This is a genomic window from Spirosoma sp. SC4-14 (assembly GCF_037201965.1).
In the GTDB taxonomy this organism is placed as follows: domain Bacteria; phylum Bacteroidota; class Bacteroidia; order Cytophagales; family Spirosomataceae; genus Spirosoma.
The window spans coordinates 7,167,090-7,187,711 of the sequence record NZ_CP147518.1 but is presented as its reverse complement, the minus strand read 5'-3'; the positions used below and the strand labels follow the sequence as shown (position 1 = coordinate 7,187,711).

The 20,622-nt window shown below is 44.5% G+C and carries 18 protein-coding genes; 15 read left to right on the top strand and 3 right to left on the bottom strand.

Features of this window, described 5'->3' with window-relative positions; translation table 11 throughout:
* Positions 1–39: 39 nt before the first annotated feature.
* The gene (locus WBJ53_RS29655; RefSeq protein WP_338873096.1) at positions 40–915 is read right to left on the bottom strand and encodes a transglutaminase-like domain-containing protein; all 876 of its coding nucleotides are present in this window, start codon (positions 913–915) and stop codon (positions 40–42) included.
* Positions 916–1,045: 130 nt separating this feature from the next.
* Between WBJ53_RS29655 and galE the strand changes: the two genes are divergently transcribed.
* The 4 genes from galE to WBJ53_RS29635 all read left to right on the top strand — a co-directional run bounded on the left by galE (position 1,046) and on the right by WBJ53_RS29635 (position 4,874).
* Complete coding sequence (gene galE, locus WBJ53_RS29650) at positions 1,046–2,077, top strand: UDP-glucose 4-epimerase GalE (protein ID WP_338873094.1); 1,032 nt, start codon at positions 1,046–1,048, stop codon at positions 2,075–2,077.
* 102 nt (positions 2,078–2,179) lie between these two features.
* Entirely contained in the window at positions 2,180–3,247 is a 1,068-nt protein-coding gene (gene rfbB, locus WBJ53_RS29645) for a dTDP-glucose 4,6-dehydratase (protein WP_338873092.1), read from the top strand.
* A 25-nt stretch (positions 3,248–3,272) separates the two neighbouring features.
* On the top strand, positions 3,273–4,133 hold the full coding sequence (gene rfbA / locus WBJ53_RS29640; protein ID WP_338873090.1) for a glucose-1-phosphate thymidylyltransferase RfbA: 861 nt from the start codon (positions 3,273–3,275) through the stop codon (positions 4,131–4,133).
* 444 nt (positions 4,134–4,577) lie between these two features.
* Positions 4,578–4,874 carry a hypothetical protein gene (locus WBJ53_RS29635; protein ID WP_338873088.1) on the top strand — a complete coding sequence of 99 codons (297 nt, stop codon included), beginning with the start codon at positions 4,578–4,580 and terminating at the stop codon, positions 4,872–4,874.
* A gap of 1,014 nt (positions 4,875–5,888) precedes the next feature.
* Here WBJ53_RS29635 and WBJ53_RS29630 read toward each other — a convergent pair.
* On the bottom strand, positions 5,889–6,593 hold the full coding sequence (locus WBJ53_RS29630) for a LytTR family DNA-binding domain-containing protein (protein WP_338873086.1): 705 nt from the start codon (positions 6,591–6,593) through the stop codon (positions 5,889–5,891).
* A 1,321-nt stretch (positions 6,594–7,914) separates the two neighbouring features.
* Here WBJ53_RS29630 and WBJ53_RS29625 point away from each other — a divergent pair.
* Positions 7,915–8,325, top strand: a complete 411-nt coding sequence (locus tag WBJ53_RS29625) for a hypothetical protein (RefSeq protein ID WP_338873084.1) — start codon at positions 7,915–7,917, stop codon at positions 8,323–8,325.
* Positions 8,326–8,423: 98 nt separating this feature from the next.
* Complete coding sequence (locus WBJ53_RS29620) at positions 8,424–8,666, top strand: hypothetical protein (protein WP_338873082.1); 243 nt, start codon at positions 8,424–8,426, stop codon at positions 8,664–8,666.
* A 347-nt stretch (positions 8,667–9,013) separates the two neighbouring features.
* Here WBJ53_RS29620 and WBJ53_RS29615 read toward each other — a convergent pair whose 3' ends face one another.
* Positions 9,014–9,151, bottom strand: coding sequence for a hypothetical protein (locus tag WBJ53_RS29615; RefSeq protein WP_338873080.1), 138 nt, complete (start codon positions 9,149–9,151; stop codon positions 9,014–9,016).
* Positions 9,152–10,120: 969 nt separating this feature from the next.
* Between WBJ53_RS29615 and WBJ53_RS29610 the strand changes: the two genes are divergently transcribed.
* The 9 genes from WBJ53_RS29610 (at position 10,121) to WBJ53_RS29570 (ending at position 20,611) form a co-directional block, all read left to right on the top strand.
* Entirely contained in the window at positions 10,121–10,978 is an 858-nt protein-coding gene (locus WBJ53_RS29610) for a gliding motility-associated C-terminal domain-containing protein (RefSeq protein ID WP_338873078.1), read from the top strand.
* Between the two features lie 70 nt (positions 10,979–11,048).
* Positions 11,049–12,026 (top strand): type IX secretion system membrane protein PorP/SprF, encoded by a 978-nt coding sequence (locus tag WBJ53_RS29605; protein WP_338877251.1) that lies wholly within the window; start codon positions 11,049–11,051, stop codon positions 12,024–12,026.
* Between the two features lie 417 nt (positions 12,027–12,443).
* Entirely contained in the window at positions 12,444–13,265 is an 822-nt protein-coding gene (locus tag WBJ53_RS29600) for a hypothetical protein (RefSeq protein WP_338873076.1), read from the top strand.
* A 777-nt stretch (positions 13,266–14,042) separates the two neighbouring features.
* Positions 14,043–16,313 (top strand): TonB-dependent receptor, encoded by a 2,271-nt coding sequence (locus WBJ53_RS29595; RefSeq protein ID WP_338877250.1) that lies wholly within the window; start codon positions 14,043–14,045, stop codon positions 16,311–16,313.
* Positions 16,314–16,701: 388 nt separating this feature from the next.
* Positions 16,702–17,112: a hypothetical protein gene (locus tag WBJ53_RS29590; protein ID WP_338873074.1), complete on the top strand. Its 411-nt coding sequence runs from the start codon at positions 16,702–16,704 to the stop codon at positions 17,110–17,112.
* A 217-nt stretch (positions 17,113–17,329) separates the two neighbouring features.
* Positions 17,330–17,794: a hypothetical protein gene (locus tag WBJ53_RS29585; RefSeq protein ID WP_338873072.1), complete on the top strand. Its 465-nt coding sequence runs from the start codon at positions 17,330–17,332 to the stop codon at positions 17,792–17,794.
* Between the two features lie 691 nt (positions 17,795–18,485).
* Positions 18,486–19,247 (top strand): IS5 family transposase, encoded by a 762-nt coding sequence (locus WBJ53_RS29580; protein WP_338868759.1) that lies wholly within the window; start codon positions 18,486–18,488, stop codon positions 19,245–19,247.
* A gap of 277 nt (positions 19,248–19,524) precedes the next feature.
* On the top strand, positions 19,525–19,956 hold the full coding sequence (locus WBJ53_RS29575) for an Rrf2 family transcriptional regulator (protein WP_338873070.1): 432 nt from the start codon (positions 19,525–19,527) through the stop codon (positions 19,954–19,956).
* A gap of 34 nt (positions 19,957–19,990) precedes the next feature.
* A complete protein-coding gene (locus WBJ53_RS29570; protein WP_338873068.1) occupies positions 19,991–20,611 on the top strand; it encodes an HAD family phosphatase in 621 nt (206 codons plus the stop codon).
* Positions 20,612–20,622: the final 11 nt, after the last annotated feature.

The window sequence follows — 20,622 nt, the reverse complement described above, 5'->3', positions numbered from 1 at the left end:
AATCCGGGTAGCGTCCAATGTCTGCCATCCACCATCCAGCTACCGTTGTGTATAGTCTGAGAGCGGCAAGCCGTCGCCATCGTCTTTTACCATATCCAGAATTCGTTCAACTTCCCGAACCCGGTCGCTATCGCCGTTTTTTTCGAAAGCCAGCGTCAGATTGCGAAGCACCCGACGAACGATATCGACATTGGTACAGGGTTGATAGAATGTATCGAGCCGTTTCAGATTTAACTGGTCGATGTATTGATCGATGTCTTTTTTAGTGAACACCAGCCCCCGGTTAAACACATTGATGTAGAACTGAACACCACTATCATTTTTATAGGTCAGTACAAACAAATTGGGCAGATTAACGCCATAAACGGGCAGGTTTAATCGCTGCGCAATCAGCATATACAACACACACAACGTAATGGGGTTACCCCGGCGTGTTTCCAGCACCTGATTGATCATCGAGTTGGAAGGCGAATGAAAATGCTTGGTGTTGGGAGCGAATTTTAGTTTGGTAAAAAACGCATTATTCATCGCTCTAATCTGCTCATCGGGGTGCATATCAGGCTTAATGTCGATCCAGACGTCGTAATAGAGCTGTTCAATATCCTGTTTGAGTTTGTCGAGCGAGAGGTCTGGATATTGGTAGGTGGCCACAATCCAGAGCCCTTCGAGCAAATTCATGGCACCCCCGTTTTTCCAGTCACGCATGCGTTCCAGCACCGATTCGTACTGTAAATCATGAATGATTTCTTCAATTCGTTTCTGTAGAGCGGGATTAAAGCTACCTTCCCATTCCGTCTCCAAAAGCGGAATCATTTGGCCGCCTATTCGCCGGATCTGCTGTTCGACATGCTCAACCACTTCCATGTCCTCATCGTCCAGCAACGAGATCAGCGCTTTTAATTCATTGTCGCTCATGCTTTTTTGTCGAGTTTTAGTTCGTCCCTAGAATAAATACTGCTTTCGGAAACCTCCTGAATATACTACTTTTGTCAGGTTTTACGAGCCATTATCCCAAAATAACAACAAAAATTTTATAAAAAACGGTTTGACTCCTACACGCAATTCCCCAAAGATTCTGGTAACTGGTGGAGCAGGGTTCATTGGCTCTCATACGGTTGTTTCCCTGGTTGAAGCTGGTTTCGAACCGGTGATCGTCGACGATTTTTCGAACTCGCAACAGTCGGTTCTCGATGGCCTTCGGACTATTTTGGGCCACGACGTAAGATGTTATACGGCCAACTGTAATGATGCGGCTGTTCTGGAAGAAATTTTCCAGAACGAGTCGGTTTCGGGCGTCATTCATTTTGCCGCTTACAAAGCCGTTGGCGAGTCGGTGGCGAAACCGCTGAAATACTATCGCAACAACCTCGATTCGCTGATGCTGTTGCTGGAACTGATGCCGAAATATGGCGTTAGCAATCTGGTTTTTTCGTCGTCCTGCACCGTATATGGCCAGCCCGAGCAGCTACCCGTCACCGAAAATACGCCAAGGTTGCCCGCGCAGTCGCCCTACGGCAATACCAAAGCCATCAGCGAAGATATTATTCGGGATACCATACAGGCAAACGTGCCCATTAAGGCCCTGGCGCTCCGCTATTTTAACCCAATCGGGGCGCACCCGTCGGCTGAGATTGGTGAACTGCCCCTGGGCGTTCCGGCCAATCTGGTTCCATTCATTACGCAAACGGCCGCCGGTATTCGTCAGAGCCTGACCGTTTACGGAAATGACTACAACACCCCCGATGGAACCTGTATTCGCGACTATATTCATGTTGTCGATCTGGCCGAAGCACACGTTCAGGCATTGCGGAAACTCAGTGAATCAGAAGCCGTATCCAGCTACGATGTGATTAACATTGGTACAGGACGTGGCGAAACCGTTCTGAACATTATCAATACCTTTGAAGCCGAAACGGGGGTCAACTTAAACTATACGATTGGGCCCCGCCGACCAGGCGATGTGGAACAGGTATATGCCGATGTCAGCAAAGCCAATGAAGTGTTAGGCTGGACGGCCCGCCGTTCGCTTGGCGAATCCTTGCGCGACGCCTGGCGGTGGCAACAGAAAATCAGTTAAACCGGGTTGAGGTTTATCGTTTACGGTTGCTCTGCATGAGAAGGATGTAGGTAGGCGAAGCAACCGTAAACTGAAAACTGAAAACTGAAAACTCTATAAAAAATGAAACTTCTTATTACGGGCGGAGCCGGGTTCATCGGATCGCATGTTGTCCGGTTGTTCGTTACAAAATATCCGGAGTATCAAATTTATAACCTCGATAAACTGACATATGCGGGCAATCTGGCCAATTTGTCCGATATCGAAAATGCTCCCAACTACACCTTCATAAAAGGAGACATCACAGACGCGAAATTTCTGGACGATATGTTCGCCGAAATTCCGTTCGATGGCGTTATTCACCTGGCCGCCGAGTCGCACGTCGACCGCTCCATTACCGACCCCATGGCTTTTGTGATGACCAACGTTGTGGGAACCGTCAATTTGCTCAATGCGGCCAAAAATAGCTGGAAAGCCAGCGGGGGAGAATCGGGTTTCGAAGGAAAACGGTTCTACCATGTTTCGACCGATGAGGTATATGGCTCGCTGCATAATCCGGAAGACTTCTTTACGGAAGAAACTGCCTATGACCCGCAGTCGCCCTACTCTGCTTCGAAAGCGGCTTCGGATCATTTTGTTCGGGCCTACGGCAATACCTACAAAATGCCCGTGGTGCTGTCGAACTGCTCAAACAACTACGGCCCCAATCATTTTCCGGAAAAACTGATTCCGCTCATGATTCATAATATCCAGACCAACAAGCCGCTGCCCGTATATGGTAAAGGCGAAAACGTTCGGGACTGGCTCTTTGTTGTCGATCATGCCCGCGCTATCGATGCCGTTTTCCACAAAGGACAACTGGGCGAAACCTATAATATCGGTGGGTTCAACGAATGGAAAAATATTGATCTGGTCAATCTGCTTTGCGCCATAATGGACCGTAAACTAGGCCGCCCCGAAGGCACATCGGCTCAACTGATCACCTACGTAACCGACCGGGCCGGACACGACCTGCGCTATGCCATCGACGCCCACAAGATCATGAATGAACTGGGCTGGCAACCGTCGCTTCAGTTCGAAGAAGGGCTCGAAAAAACCGTCGATTGGTTCCTGGCTAATCAGGAATGGCTCGACAACGTTACGTCGGGCGCTTATCAGTCTTACTACCAGGGAATGTACGCAAACCGATAAATTGCTCATTCACTCATTTCATACTATGAAAGGAATCATACTGGCCGGAGGCTCCGGCACTCGTCTTCACCCGCTTACACTGGCCGTCAGTAAGCAGCTTATGCCTATTTACGACAAGCCAATGATTTATTACCCGCTTTCGATTCTGATGCTGGCGGGCATACGCGATATTCTGATTATTTCTACACCCCACGATTTGCCCCATTTCGAAAAACTGCTGGGCGATGGAACCCGAATCGGTTGCCAGTTCAGTTATGCCGTGCAGCCAAGTCCCGATGGGCTGGCTCAGGCGTTTATCATTGGCGAAGAATTTATTGGCGACGATAAAGTGGCGCTCGTTCTGGGCGATAATATTTTTTATGGTTCGGGTTTATCCAAACTGTTGCAGGCCAACAACAATCCCGACGGGGGCGTTGTGTATGCCTATCAGGTGCAGGACCCCGAACGCTATGGCGTTGTTGAATTTGACGATGATTTCAACGTGTTGTCTATAGAAGAGAAACCCTCAGCACCCAAGTCGAATTATGCTGTACCCGGTTTATATTTCTACGATAACGACGTAGTTGAGATTGCCAAAAATATTAAACCATCGCCCAGAGGAGAACTGGAAATAACAGACATCAACCGCGAGTATTTGAAGCAGGGTAAACTGAAAGTAGGCGTTCTGGACCGTGGAACCGCCTGGCTCGATACGGGTACGTTTGCGTCGCTGATGCAGGCTGGTCAGTTCGTGCAGGTTATTGAAGAACGTCAGGGCCTTAAAATCGGCTGTATCGAAGAAATTGCCTATCGCATGAAATTTATTGACGCTTCGCAACTTGCTGAAATTGCCAGACCGCTCGTGAAAAGTGGGTATGGCCAGTATTTATTGAACCTGCTGAAATAACGAACAGTCTCGGAATAACATATCCGCTTGTTCCATCTAAAACGCCAGATGCATAGCTGGCGTTTTTTTGTGCCTGTCGGGAGATTTATCATCTATTTTCTATAAATTTTGTATACAGTTAAATAGGGGTTGTGTAGTTATGAAAAGAAAAATAACCGTTTAATAAATGCATTTCCGCGTGTTTGATCCCGTTGCTGCCGTTCATTTTTTAGCGATAATAAATGTATTATTTATATGCGGTTGATTTTCAGAGTCTTGACTTATGTTGACAACTTAATATACTTGTTGTAAAATGGCCTGATTACTCTTTTGTAAATTAATAGGGCAAAAATTGATATAACGAGACTACTAATGAAAACAATCGTCAAAAGCAGCAAACTCAAAACAAATAAGCACCTACGTGTAGACGCCCAATCAGTTATTAATCTTATACACGATTTATCTATGAAACACCAGGCAGATGTGCTCTTCAAAGAGCTTGAGCACTTTCGTACTAAAGCAACTGACCTAATTGAAAAGCTGTATCGTGAAAACGTTAAAGATCATAAAGGCAATGTGTTGGCAGAAGTATTGCTAACCGAAGAATGGGAATGGGAAGGGCAGGTGTTTAATGCACTGACCCGGCAGGGATTGGCTTATATTGTCGATGAGAGGCTGATCGATCAGTTTATCTGGAAAGATCTGGATGCGGAGTCGCTGGTAGAAGTCATTCGTATATTAGAAGATAAAGAGTTCGATTAGCAACTCGGCAATCGCCGGGCGCTCAGTAACCCGGTTTTTGTGCCGATTAGCTATATACGACGCGTAAGCTCAGCCTGGGGAAATGCTTATACCAGATTCGCTATTCGCTGACTATCGGCTGGTTAAAATGAAAAAAATAAACAGGGAAATTCGATTATTTACTTAAGTTGAAAGGAGAAAAATAGACTTTCATTTACGAATCAATACCGTGTTTATTTGGGGCGTAAAAATAAAATGATGCATCAATACTATTTCGACTGAATACGGATTCGAATGGGATAGCTGGCAATGGTAAACAGACGCTTCTGTTTATCTGACAGAAAAGAAAAGCACAATGATTGTTAATTGTTTTGGGGTTGATTGCTGATTGTTTTACCACCGTAACTTTTTTAATAATGAACCTGTTTGTGTTTCTTTTGCCGTAGTGGCTTTGGCCTTGCTGCACAACGTTAGCTGAGCATAATTGCCCGACAAGCGTTACATTATAGTGCTGAAATCGCTGCGGTAAAAGAAACCGGTAACTCCTTACGTCCAAAAAATAAATAGCGTATCGATAAAAATAAGCGCGTACCATGGCCCAATTAATACAAATTCAATTGGCCTGGTTTCGCTGGTATTTACATACTAAATCCTGTTAAATAGTAGTATCCGGCGGGAATTTCTTCTGGAAAATAATTTTTTGCCCATGCAGACCATCGGATTTATGTAGGTTGGTTTTTTTTAGGCTAAAATTTGGGGCCCACCCCTGTGGTTTTAGGCCCACTCCGACACCCCTGTAGTAAGCGGATTGTTCCGGCTTATTGAACAAAAAAGGCGCTTTGCAAAGCGCCTTTTTTGTTCAATAAGCTAAAGGGATTTTGCTGCTGCTATATCGTTTAAGCAAGGCATTTACCCGGCTTCGTTTATGAAAAAGGTTGAGTTTTCTTATGAAAATTTACCCCGACCTTTTGTAGGTAAATTTTTATAAGAAAACGCTGGTAGCAAAAGGCAAATAGAGCCAGCGCTATATTGCCCTTAGTCCGTAGACCCAAAAAGCCTGAATAAACCCTCCAACTGGGGCCGATAGGAAATTCCGATCGGAATCTGGTCATTTCCAACATAGAATGACTTATGGTCAAACCCAGTCACTTTATGGATGTTAATTATATACGATTTATGGACGCGTCTGAACTGATTTCGGGGCAATACTTTTTCCAGTACTGAAATCGGTTCATTGACCAGTGTTACCTGATTCTTATAAAAAATCTTGGAGTATACACCGTAGGCCGTTATATAGCTAATGTGCTCATAATCAAAGCGCATTACTTTGCGGGCTACTTTAAAAAACGCAAAATCTTTTTCAATAATAGAGTTCTCGGCAAAGCGGTTTGCCAGGGCACGATTAAGGGCTTTCTTTAATCGTTTAGGCTCTATAGGTTTTACCAGAAAATCGACAATTGAATCGATGTCGTAGGTTTCTGCCGCATATTCGGAATACGACGAATGAATAATTACGGGAGGAAGTCTGTCGAAAATATCAAAAATAGCCAGGCCCGATTCTGCTGATAAATTAATATCCAGAAAAATCAGGTCATACAATTTTTCGCGTATTTTGATAGTTGCGTCTTCAAGATTTTTGCAAACATCTATTTCAAAAAGACCAATTTGCTGAAGCTGATGACTTAAAAACTTGCTGTCGAATTCAGAATCTTCGATGAGGAGACAATTATGAATAGTCATGGTATACGGTGGTTAAATTAGTTTGCGCCCGAGGAAATACTCTGTGTTTGGTTGCGAATGTTTTTTTGCCGTTGCGGTAGCACTTCGTATGGCATTTGCCGGTTGCCGATTCTGTGAACTTTTTACACTGGAAAGTGTGCCCGGATGTGCATCGATAAATCTAGTTTTCAGGTAGTCAAAACAAGGCCGTTTACGACTCAAATTGAGCAATGGGTTCACCTCATTAACCGATAAGCCCGTCGGATAATAGCCAGACTGTGTACAGGTATTTATTTGTAACCCAATTTGCCTGTACGGCTATTTCTAGTAATTTTAAGCCTGTAAACATGAAGAGATACACGCTTACCACTAACTCATTTAAAAACCAGTATTGCGATACCACAGTAAAAAGCCAATTACAACGATTTTTAAAATTATTTAAAATGTAGTTGAGTATTAATTAAAATATGAAGAAAAGTAAACACTTTATTCTATTAAATGTAATATATATCCGTAATCGCTGAGCTAATTGATGTTTTTTTTAACGCTATGCAAGTTTACGGAATGCAGACAGTATTGGCAAATTTTATAGCCGAAAAAAGTCATTTACTACTTGAAAATTCACATTGAATAGGTGTATTTAATTATTGATACATTGAGTCGGTACGGCGCCTGAAATCGGAGGGCGATTTTGGCCTAATTTGAAATTCTTGTCGTAAAAACGTTCACTCAGCTAGTTAATCACAACATTCATTCTTTAAAGGGTTAATTAATGTGACATTGGTGAAAGAATTGCTTCTTAATCTAACCAATGAAACCTGCTAGTTTACAGAATCTGATTTATGGAAAACTTTTTAACGTAAATCATCCGACGAAGTAATTATGTATGGAATTTTGGGTTTTTTGTATATATAATGTCTCTTAGATCGACCATCTACTCATGAATTACCTACAAAAAAATTATCGCTCCTGTCCACCATTGCCTGCAGCACAGAAAGGCGTTGGTCCCGGATGTATAAAAGCACAGCAAGCGATCCGTACTCCTGCCTATTTACACAGAACAAAAACCGTTGCCAGGAGCCGCCCGCATTTGTGCCCTACCAGTTGAGTACCCACCGTGATATATAAATGGTGTTCCTGAGCAGGTCGAACCCGTTTGATTGCTATCGAGTCGATGCAATGTAAATGGGTTCCCTGCCAGGAATAGCCAGCTTTTAGCAACAGATGCCGCTTCTCTCTGTATCACAACTGATTACCAGCCCGAGCAGATCATTGCCCGTTCAACACCAGGAGCACGGTTTTCTATCGAACGCTCAACGTCACTTTTTACCAGTTAACGACTATGGAGCAAATAAAACAACTTATACAATCCTACTTCTACTTCCGGGGCGCCGTATTGCGTAAGCTGGAAGACTACCGGTTTTCAAAAGCCGATTACAAGGCAATTTTTGGCCAGGATAGCAATTCCATATACCGGCGCAGAAATAACGGCAGCTTATGGAAACCCACCGAAATTCATAACCTCGCTCTCCGAATGGGCTTATGGGACGGTAGAGTCAGCCGGTTGCAGAACCTCGCCAGTTTAATTGAACAGTTGCCCGGCCCAGAAAAAAAAGCAATATGTAAAGTGGCTGGACTGACCGATGAAAAGCTACAGCAGCATGTCCACGACCCCGACTCGTGGTGGCCTAAAGAGCTCGAAAAAATTCAGCTATGGTGTTCGCAGAAAAGATCGGCTACCAGCAAAAAGTAACAGTAGCCAACCACTACCGCAAGATCTCATACTTGACCATACATCGGGCAACCGGCAGCTAACGTCCTCATCAAATTCTATTCAATCAAACAGTAATAATGGCCATAGTAGATTTTACCGCCGTTAACCCAAATGGTATATGCAGGGATCAAAGCTATATCGATCAGGATATTGAATCCTGTTTCGAAATCCTGAGCCTGCTGGTACGCCATGGGTGGCAACTGATCAGTGCCCGGGTTTTTATGGATCATACCGAAACCGGGCTTACGCTGCCCGTTGAGGCTTTCGATGGATTGCCCATACGCGAACCGATCAGGCTGTTGCTGCGCGAATGGGAATAAACCGGTTCGTAGCCAGTTGCCCGAAAATGCGGCCGGTTACCTTCTCCTGGAAGCGTCTGCCTGTATAGCTGTTGATGCATTGTATTATTTGGCAATAATGTATAACGGAAAAAAGTAGCTGTTTTGGGTCTTACTTGTGACTTACCGGCTAATACGTTTTCAGTAAAAAAACGTATATAGACAACCGTTCGGGAAGCGAAAACAACGATAAACTGTATACCGGCTTTTGGTTGCGCCAACTGGAACGAATAGGGAAGGGTTTTTTGCTGGCAGGCAGATACGCCACTTTAGTATTTACCTATGAGTAGTCAAAGGTTACAAAATGCATATTGCTGATGATGAGCTAGTTAAGCCAATCGGGCCGGAAACGAGACGCCTGATGCCTGCCAGTACGGTAACAGCTTCATTACACTTTCCCGATTGCTGGCCGTTGTCTTCAACAGTGCCGACCGCTCGTTAACAACGTGTTCCCGGTCTGTTCTCATACACCCCATAATCTGGTTAGATGCGATATAAATTCAGTTAGCCGGTCAGGGGCGCGCCCGGCAGAAACGGTTGCTTGTCTGCGCTGTGCCTGCACACGGTCTGGGGCCAATAATCAGGTTACCACCGGTAGGGAATGAGTAAGTAAAAACTGCAACGGCTGCGGGTGGGACGGCTCAAAGCACAACCGGGTTTTTCAATTGGGGTAGTAGGCGTAAAGATGTTGGTTTCGAGGGGCAATAGCAGCCAATCGCCCGGTTGCATGCGCCTGAATTCGGTACCAGTAAATAAACTATTCAAACATAGTCTACTCATTTGGTGAACTATAAATTGGCGTAAAATTAACTAATAATATGCTTATTTGACTGATTTAATATACTAAATAGGGATTTGTAGTTTCCGGCCTCAAAAGCAGATACAATAACCGCACCAATAGCAGCAGAGCACTAGTGAAGTATTTTACTATACATTGAGCTAACTATATATTTCATTGGCTGATTCCTTGTGTTCGTTGAGTAATTGCTGTAATTGATTACTTATTTGAATATTTATCCTGCGTACAACCCAAAAGTTGGTCGAAAACTCAATTTCCTGTCCTGTAGAAGCTAGTTCTATAAGCTAAAAATCGAATTCGTTCATTTTCAAACTGTCTACTACGACTGTGGTCGAAGAATTGCACCTAATTGTTCAGAATGGAGAAGGTCTGATTGCTGGCATTCCTGTGTTTGCAGCCAACTCACCGGGAGCTAATTGTTAACATCGAACAGGTAGGCACATGAACTGGTCAGGAACCGAAAAAAAGATAATCCTGACTTTGTGCCATGCCTTCCGTCTAAGCAATAATCATTACCAGATCCAGAGAGCTGCGCTGCTGGCTCGTTTTTATACACTATGAACCACCGTTGCATTTCAGTATACATAATGATGGCTACACTATGAAACAAAGGTTTTACTTCCTACTTCTTCTGGTTTTGACTGCTGTTACTAGCTCCTTTGCTCAGAAAGGCCGTTTCTCTGTCCGTTTTTCAGTGAAATCGCTCGACTGCTCAACCGGGAAAGTAGTAATTCGCTTAGATGTTAAGGCCAGTCATCCCGACAGCACGTTCCTGATGGGCGATGCTAACTATCGGTTCGATTACGATTCCAGGGTCATTACTCACCCGCAAATCGTTAGCCAGGAAAACTTCGCCAGCGTGTCGCCCGCCAGCGATACACGCTATAATCCACAAAACCTCAATGGCACAACCGAAGGCCCAACCATCGGAACCGTTTCGCTCAATACAACCTATGGCGGCTCGGGAACCGGTGCTAAACTCGTTGGTACTGACTGGATTACCGTCTCGTGCCTCCAATTCGATATTATCAATACATCGCTCGTTACCAACAATTGCTTTGGCCTGCGCTGGCATACCGATACCGAATTCCCCGTGACGGGCTTGAGTGAAGTTGTCATTAATGCTGGTTCTGGCACAGTGGATGCTTATGTTACCAAAGCGGGGGGCTTATTTCAGAACCTGGAAATTAACTCGTTTGGGGCCATCTGTGGCGGACAGGGAATCGCTAATAATGGTGAATTGATGGTTCCGGAAGGCTTCTCTCCCGATGGAGATGGCGTAAATGATCGCTTTGTGTTATACAACCTCGGCGCCTTGAAAGCGAGTGTTACCGTTTATAATATGAGCGGTAGTGTTGTCTATACAAGTGAAAACTATCAGAACGATTGGGATGGAAAAGCTAGTGGCGGTACAGTACCGGCAGGAACCTATTTCTATAGCATTCGGCTAAGCGATGGGCGTACATTACAGCGATCGCTGACAATCAATTATTGAGTAATGATTGGTCGGGAGAGGAGTGAATGATAAGTGGGTGCTTGACCTGTGATTATTAACCGTAACAATGATGTCGAACTCGTTTTTAGCGAAAAAATGGGCAGCCTTATTCATACTGCTTTTTAGCCTTGATTGTTCTGTATGGGCTCAGCAGGACAAAATGTTCTCTCAATATATGTTCAACATGATGGCTTTAAACCCAGCTTATGCGGGTAGCCGTGAAGTGTTGAGCATGTCGGCTTTATATCGCAGCCAGTGGACCGGCATTCAGGGAGCACCGCAAACCGCAACGTTCACAATGGATATGCCGCTCAATCGGGAGCGCATAGGTGTTGGCCTCCAATTATACAGCGATAAAGTAGGTGTATTTCAGGAAGCTGGAGCATTCGCTTCCTATGCATTTCGCATTCCCGTTGGTGACCGCAGTACCCTGGCTTTAGGTTTACAAGCCGGAGCTTCCAGCTATCAGGCAAATCTGGTAGATGTTTTGGTTAACCCTGGAAATGCGGGACAACCCGATCCGAATTTTGCCAATAACATATCTAAAATGCTGCCTAATTTCGGTACAGGTCTTTATTTGAGTAGCGATCGGGCCTACATAAGCATCTCGGTACCCCGGCTCATTAAAAATAAACTGAACGAATATAATACGGGTGGGTATCGGTCAACTCAGCTTCGACAGGCTTATCTGGGAGCCGGATTTGTGGTAGAGCTTAGCCCGGATGTAAAAATGAAACCATCCACACTACTGCGGTATGCTGAAGGCAGTAATCTGGGCGTCGATGCCAATATCAATTTTTGGTTTGTCGATAAAATCGCTATTGGCGCATCCCTGCGTAAAAATCAGTTCTCTTCCTGGTCTACCTATACAACCGATGCGCTGGTGGGCTTGCTGGAAATACAACTGACCGACCAAATCCGCTTTGGCTATGCCTACGACCGGACTATGAACGCCTTTAAGGATATTGCCCCTAGTTCGCATGAATTTATGCTGCGCTACGAAATCGGGCGTTCTAAAACTCATATTATGACTCCGCGTTATCTCTAGTTGCCCTTCTGCGCAAATGCCAGGTGTTGCTGTTTTTCGGGCCTGGCATTTATTGGGCGAATTAAAGAACTTAATCTATATATAAGCAATTTTTAGGTATAGGTATATATAATCTACAATGAATTGATTGCCAGCTCGTTTTTTAGGCAAAACACCAGAGCAGGCAAAAATAAGAGTTGTGCTGATTGCCCGTATGTATCTATTCTTCCTGAGAACTAAATCCTAATAGGCCGGATGCGGAGGCATTCGGTTTGATTCGAAACGTATATGAGAGTGGCTATGTACAAATGGTTAGCAGGGGTATGTTTGTTGCTAGGTTTACCAAACGCAGGGCAAGCGCAATGGCAAGCCAAAACCCGTTTTATACACTATGATGCTATATCGTTAGGAGTGGGAACGTCAACGTATTTTGGTGATTTGGCAACGTATAGCCACCTGATAAAAGACCTGGCCACCCTACCCCGCTGGAATGTTTCATTAGGCTATACGCGTCAGTTTACGCCTAATTTTAGTGCTCGTGCTATGCTTGCGTGGGCTCGAATCGTAGGTGATGACTATACCTATAGCCGAAAGGATGCTTCAACATATGCCTTTGAGTATTCCCGTAACCTTCATTTTCGAAACGATATAAAAGAGGTGTCGTTTACGGGTATTTATACTTTCATAGCTGACGGCTATAAACCAACAATCCGGGCCAGGTTTACACCCTATCTGTTTGGAGGGTTAGCGGTTATTGCCCATAATCCAGAAGCCAGAACTCCAACCGCCACCAACGGAAATAACGGCGAATTTGCTGCCCGACAGTGGGTGAAACTACAACCATTACATACAGAAGGGCAGGGAGGGGCCGAAGCCGAAAAAGTATATTCGCTGGTGACAGTAGCTGTTCCCGTTGGTTTGGGCATGCGGTATAAACTGAACAATAGCTTCAATATAAATTTTGAAGTAGGTTTCCGCTATACATTTACAAATTATCTCGACGATGTAGGCGGCTCTTATGCACAGGGTGGATTGCAGGGCGTATCGGCATTGATGGCCGACCGTCGGTTCGAATATGATGCCGCACGGGTAAATATGAGTCGCTATGAACTAGCGCAACAGCTCTTCCGGGATCAGCCAACGTTGTTCACAACAACTGATCGGGGGAGTAATGAGCTTCATAAAGACAGTTACTTATTAACCAATTTTTCAATACAATATATATTGCCGGGACGCATAAAATGTCCGCCCGTTCGGTAAGCAGGTCGCTAGTATTCAGCTTGTAGTGGTTGATTGAAGCACTGGCGAAGTCTCTAAAATGGTCGACATTCATTTACCCCAATAGTTGGCTCGTTAACCACTTTTATTCCTGCATTGATGAGTGTTGTTGATACTTTTGTCAGACATCCGATGCATGAATGACTACCTGGTTAAAAGCCCATAACACACAACTACTGATTGGGGCACTTTGGCGGTTCTCTTCTATTTTGTGTACAGTGGCGTAAGCTGGCATTCGTTAAATTCGCATGACCATCTGATCTAGAATGGGTTAGCTTACCTGTTCTGCTGACCTTCTTTTATTTTAACTATACTGTGTTCGTGCCCCGCTGGCCGACCCTCCAATTTTCATGACCCTCCGCCCTTTGACCACAGGTTTGATGAATTTGGAGAGTCTCATTTGCCGGAAGATAGCCCTACGCCTTCAGATCGACGAGGTTCTCGTTTGAACAAATCAGCCTTTACGATGCTGCTTCCGGTGAAGCTCGCCATTTTTTCCTGCTGGGAAGTATCAGTCCGCTCATTTCCATTTCGGTACTTACGGCCAATCGGCTTCGTCGGGTAGAAAACGATCAGTTGCAGGTCGAATCAGGTGTTATGGGCGATTGCTCATGACCAATTTTAGTCGGAAAGCTAGAGTGGGTCAACGCCAACAACTACCATCAAAAAAGCTCGCTATAGGAGGTCTACGTTTCGTTAACTGCGATGAATTTCTCGATTTATGGCGAAAATGGTAACTTTATTCACCTATTTCGGAAAATGAAACGCAAGAATATACGTTCCGCACTTCTCCTTTCTCTATTAACCATCCAGACGGCTTATGCACATTTGGGTACGCTTATCGGTACCGTATTCGATGGCAACACCCATTTGCCTTTGCGAAATGTAACGGTGCAACTGGTTGGGCTGGGCAAAGCTACTCTGACCGATGAACTGGGTCGCTATCGGTTCGATGGGTTGGTAGCGTCGCCCTACAAAGTTGAGTTTTCGCATGTTGGGTATGCTTCTCTCGTGCAGGAAGTTCGGATTACGAATGACCAGACAACTCATGTTCAAACCATGCTGACGGTGGCTCCCGTAACGCTTACTGCCGTAACGGTATCGGCGATGAAAGCCAATGAACAGCAGTTGATCAGTGGATTAGATATTCGCCTGCGACCCATTACTAACTCCCAGGAGATTCTTCGGCTAGTGCCGGGCTTGTTTATTGGCCAGCATGCCGGGGGCGGTAAGGCCGAGCAGATTTTCCTGCGGGGATTTGATCTGGATCATGGCACCGACATTCGGCTAACTGTTGATGGTATGCCGGTTAACATGGTTTCTCATGCCCATGGTCAGGGGTATGCCGATCTGCATTTTGTGATTCCAGAACTGGTAGAAGGCGTCGATTTCAAAAAAGGGCCATATACAACCGATAAAGGCAATCTGGCCACGGCAGGCTGGGCAAATTTTCGGATACGGACTGCCCTCGATCGGTCGTTTGTGAAAGTAGAAGCCGGGCAGTTCGATACCTACCGGGCTGTTGCCGGGCTCAACTTGCTGGGCGAGCGTGGTAAGGCAAAAAATAAGTCGGCCTATCTGGCTTCTGAGTACTCATATTCTAATTCATACTTCGATAATCCGCAGCATTTTAAGCGAGTAAACGTACTGGGCAAATACCACAGCCATATTGCCGAAAATACGAATTTAACCCTAACGGCATCAACTTTCTGGAGCAAATGGAATCATTCGGGGCAGATACCCGACCGGGCCGTCGAATCAGGGCAGATCGGCTGGTTCGGCTCTATCGACCCAACCGAAGGGGGCGAAACAAGTCGTACGAACATAAATGCGCAACTGGTAACGGTGACGCCCAAAAACCATACCATCAAAAACCAGTTCTTCTATAGTAACTACAATTTCGAGCTGTATTCCAACTTCACCTTCTTTCTCAACGATAGTATCAACGGCGATCAGATTCGTCAGAAAGAGCACCGGAATCTGTTCGGCTACAATGGCAGTTATGCTACCCAGACCAATCTGGGCAAAACTATCTTCACAACAACGCTGGGTGCGCAATATAGACAGGACCTGACCCACGGAACCGAATTATCCCATACGCGAAACCGGGTAGAAACGCTGAACCGAATCCAGTATGGCAATGTCAATGAAATAAACGCAGCACTTTATGCGGATGAAGTCGTTCAGGTGTCAGGTCGTTTCAGCATCAATGCTGGTGTACGGGTCGATTACTTCCGTTCTCAATACGAAGACGTGCTGGCAATACCCGCCATAACGACGAAACACGTTACTCAGGCTATTGTATCGCCTAAACTGAACCTTTATTATACGTTTAGCCCTCGGCTTCAACTCTACCTGAATACTGGCAAGGGCTTCCATTCCAACGACGCTCGTGTAGTTACGGCTCAAAACGGCCGCGAAATTTTGCCCGGTGCCTACGGCTCCGATTTGGGAATCATTCTCAAGCCGTTTCCAAAACTGCTTATCAATGCGGCTGCCTGGTATTTGTGGATGGAGCAGGAGTTTGTGTATGTAGGTGACGAGGGCGTAGTTGAACCCAGTGGTCGATCGCGTCGTGAGGGGCTCGATTTATCGATTCGGTATCAACTTACGAAAAGTTTATTTGCCGATGTCGACCTGAATACGGCCCATCCTCGCTCACTTGATGCCGAAGCCGGACAAAATTATTTGCCTCTGGCCCCGGTGTTTACATCGACGGGAGGCTTATCGGTGCAAACGCAATATGGACTAAGTGGTTCACTGCGTTATCGGTACATGGCCAACCGTCCGGCAAATGAAGACAACACGGTTGTGGCCCAAGGCTATTTCGTTACAGATATGCAGGTAAATTATACCCGACACACCTATATGCTGGGCCTGTCGGTACAGAACCTGTTCAATACCCGCTGGAAAGAAACTCAATTCGATACCGAGAGTCGTTTGAAAGGCGAAGCGGCTCCCGTCGACGAAATTCATTTTACGCCCGGTACGCCCTTTTTTGCCCGGCTGAGTCTAACCTATTTTTGGTAAGAATAACACCATCGGCGCGAATTTCCGGTATCCTTACCATGTATGTGTTCGTTTTATTATTGGTTCGCTGGAGAAAATAAAAACACCTGTTAATCAATATGTTAACAGGTGTTTTTTAACCTAACCTATGAGATGAGAAAATAACGTTGCTCTGGATGCCCAGTAGCGACATTACAAAGGTAGACACGCAATGGCTATTCTGTAAGCGCAAAAACCCTGGTTTTAACCATAAAAAAATAAGCAGGCAAAAGCCCGTACTTTACTACGTAAAACTACTTGATTAGCGCTCAATCTGACCGTATAATATACTGCTCACTCTATATTCGTTGACAAGTTCGAGGTTAAATAATAGCTTTCGGAGGTTAACCATTTTCTACAGAATACACTTATGGCTTCTATTTTCACTGAAGATGCTGGCCGCTTCCTTTCCTCTAGCGAAGCTAAATCTATGACCGGTGCCTACCGCGATCGTAAACTAGCCGTTGGGCTATCGGCCGACGATTATGTGCGCTCCGAGTATTTTGGAATCAATCAGGTAAAAGAACTTCTTGCTCAACCCGGTTGTATTGGGCTACGAATTCATCAGGCCAAACGCTGGGAAGACGCCGATGGCAACCCTACCCAGGCTGGTGTTGGCCAACTGAAACCTCGCGTATTGTTAACCGCGGTTGATGCTAATGGACATGATATTGCCATGAAAAGCCATAGCCGTGGCCTGAAAGATATGCCGGGGGATGATGATGGCGGCACCCTGGGCGATGGATGGACATGCCCCAGACAGTGTGCATCAAATCAATAGATAAACAGCAATGTGGGAGAAATTCCTCTATCTGGCCCAGAGATATCCGTTAAGCCTTATTCAGCATATTCTTTTGTTGCTGCCAATTTTTATAAGTGTATATCGGTATAAATTTCTGGGCCAGGAATTAAAGATAATTTCTTTCTTTTTTTTGCTTTCTTTTATTAAAGAATCCTTATTTCTTTATTGCGCAATAAATCGTATCAATACGTTGGGGATGGAAAATGCATTTTCATGCATCCAGGCCATTATTGTCTATATAACATATGCTACTGTAATCCGTAATTCGTCTATTAAGAAAAGGCTACTCGTTGCACTCTTGATTGTTATTGTTGTGAGCATTTTTACGTTTAAAAAAGATGAAATATCGACTATTACCAATACTTTAATTAGAGTGTATTTGATTTTTTCTGTTCTATACTTTTTTGTCTATTTACTTGAAGAACTAAAAGTAGAAAATTTATTCCTCTATGGTTTTTTCTGGGTAAGTGCTGGTATATTGATTTATGCTACAGGAACTTTGTTTACTTACTTATTTAGTGAGTATGTTTTTAGCCCAAATACATCTGATGAGGCTTTTGAACTCTACTGGAATATAACCCAATTGACAAGTATTTTATTCACTTTGCTTGCTTCATTAGGTATATTTGTAAGTAAATTTGAAAACACAGCTATTGCTTAATTGAAATAAGCAGATCTTTCCTCTAAAAACCTTGGATCTGAATGGGTGGTATTTTTATAAGAAAGTCCTTTTGGAATAGTCTATAACGCAGGTTTAAATTTGAAAATAGAAATTCTAAAATTTTACCTCAATATACCGACAAAAATGGTAATAGTAACGGTAGCTGAAAAATTAAAAGATTTATAGATAAATGGGTAGACTGTTGGCAGGCCTTAGCCAAAACAGTATTAATAATTGTTGTGCTTGTTTCTAATTAATCCCCGGAAGAAGTAGATCGATTTTAATCTAAACAAAACCCCTGTTCTCATTAATTCCTGTATTTGGTAGAAAGCCCTAGCTTAATAGAACAAATAGCTCCATTCTATTTTACGGAAGGCGCTGATGGTAGTCTTAGCTTAATGGTTATTGGAACAGATACTCAATTGGATGCTGGCGAAGGGGTTACGCTTCATGCTTGCACCGGTAATTTTGCGGATGCAGGCATGAATGGTTTTCACTGCCCACTGCCTTGTGCTGAATAGCACTTATTTGCCATTTCATATTTTGCAAAAGCGATATGGATTGTATTCTATCGCTTTTTTTGGTTGAATGAATAGCCTACTGAGTGTCTGCTAAGAACGTTTAGAGCGTGTTGGGGAATTGAAAAGAGTTGAGAGTCGTGTCAACTTTGTATCGACCAAAATGCAAAGTGATGACCAAACAGTGGCAACCACTGACCGACCCTCAATGGGACGCAATTTCGCCTTTCTTTGACCTCAAACGCAAGCGAAAACATGAATTGCGCCAGATCATCAACGTTATTCTGTGGCTGCTGCGAACCGGTTGTCAATGGCGGAACCTGCCACCGCAATGGCCTAACTGGCAGGCGGTTTACTATTACTTTGACCGCTGGAAGCAGGACGGCACCTTCGAACGAATCAACGCAGCCTTGAATCAATCAGACCGAAAACGAGTGGGTAAGGAAGCTCAGCCATCTGTTCTATGCATTGATGCACAAAGTGTTAAGTTAAATCCCATGATCTGCGAACACCGGGGTATGGACGTCAATAAACGCGTCAACGGGCGAAAACGAGAGTTCGTCGTGGATACCGACGGCCGCTTGTGGGTGGTCGATGTGCATGCGGCAAATGAAGCAGAAGGACCGGCGTCAATTTCTCTGATTGGGACAATCCTTTGGCGAGTTGGGGAACGCCTGGAGAAGGTTTACGGCGATCAGGCTTACAATGGAGCTTTTGCCCAGGCATTAACCGAGTGGAGCATCGATTTCGAGAAGGCTTCGCGTCCCGAATCAACCCAAGGTTTTGTGCCTGTGGCCAAGCGATGGGTCGTTGAACGGAGCATTGCCTGGACGAATTTCTTCCGGCGCATCGTCAAAGATTACGAGTACACGCTATCTTCTTCGGTGAGTTGGCTGTATTTAGCAAACATTCAGATCATGCTACAACGCCTTTGACTGCTTCACCAAATAAAATTCCCCAACACGTTCTTACTTTTGTACTTTCCTCTAAGTTTGTATATATTGCCACTCGGAGTTATATAGTTGCTATTAAATATAACTATTTCTATAGATTTGATATTCTATTTAATAGTAACCGTAGGTAGGGTTTGTATAAATAAAATGGCAAGTAATTGAAGAAAATCTGCTTATTAATGATATTTTAAGTGAAAAATATAAGCAAAGTGCTTTATTTACAATAACCTAGAGTGAAACCATTCACAGAGAAGTAATAATGATTTCTAAAAAAGCGAAGTATGCGATTAAAGCCTTAAAAGTGCTGACCGAGCAATTTGGCAATGGCCCTGTTCTGATTTCTTATATATCGTCGCAGGAGAACATACCTAAAAAGTTTCTGGAAGCTATCTTGCTTGAACTTCGTAATCATGGCATTCTTCAAAGCCAGAAAGGAAAAGGCGGAGGCTATTTATTACGAATTGAACCCGATCGGGTCAATCTGGCGCAGGTGATCCGGATTATTGATGGCCCCATTGCACCAACTCCTTGTGTGTCATTGAATTTTTATGTCCGTTGCGACGACTGCGATGATGAGGATACGTGTACGATTCGGCCCATTATGGAGCGTGTTCGCGATGCGAATCTATCTGTCTATGAGCAAACCACCTTAAGAAGCCTGACGGCCAATACGCAGCAACAGCTATCATGATTCTACCTTAAATTGCAGCTCATACAATCGGATCATGACTTCACTCCAACCCATTAAAGCACTGTTTTTAGATATAGGTGGCGTATTACTAACCAATGGCTGGGACCGGAATGCCCGCCGACGCGCGGCTGAACTCTTTAACCTGGATTACGAACAGCTTAATGAACGGCATCACCTGACGTTCGATACCTACGAAGCGGGCAAATTAAGCCTCGATGACTATCTGAAACGCATTGTATTCTACGAAAAACGCTCCTACTCTCCACTGGAATTTACGCGGTTCATTATGGAGCAGTCGCAGCCATATGCTGATATGATTCAATTGATCAGTCAGTTGAAGCAGACCTATGGCTTAAAGCTAATTGCGGTTAATAATGAAGGCCGTGAAATTAACTCCTATCGAATTCGTCAGTTTGGATTGGATACGTTTATCGATGCTTTTGTTTCGTCGTGCTATGTGCATCTGCGCAAACCCGATGTCGATATTTTTCAGTTAGCACTCGATGTGGCCCAGGTCGAGCCAGAGCAGGTTATTTACATCGATGACCGGTATATGTTTGTGCAGATTGCCCGAACGGTGGGCATGCACTGCCTGCATCATACCAGCATCGATAGTACGCAGCAAGCTTTGGCATCGTATGGGTTAACGCTATAACCAGCGCATAA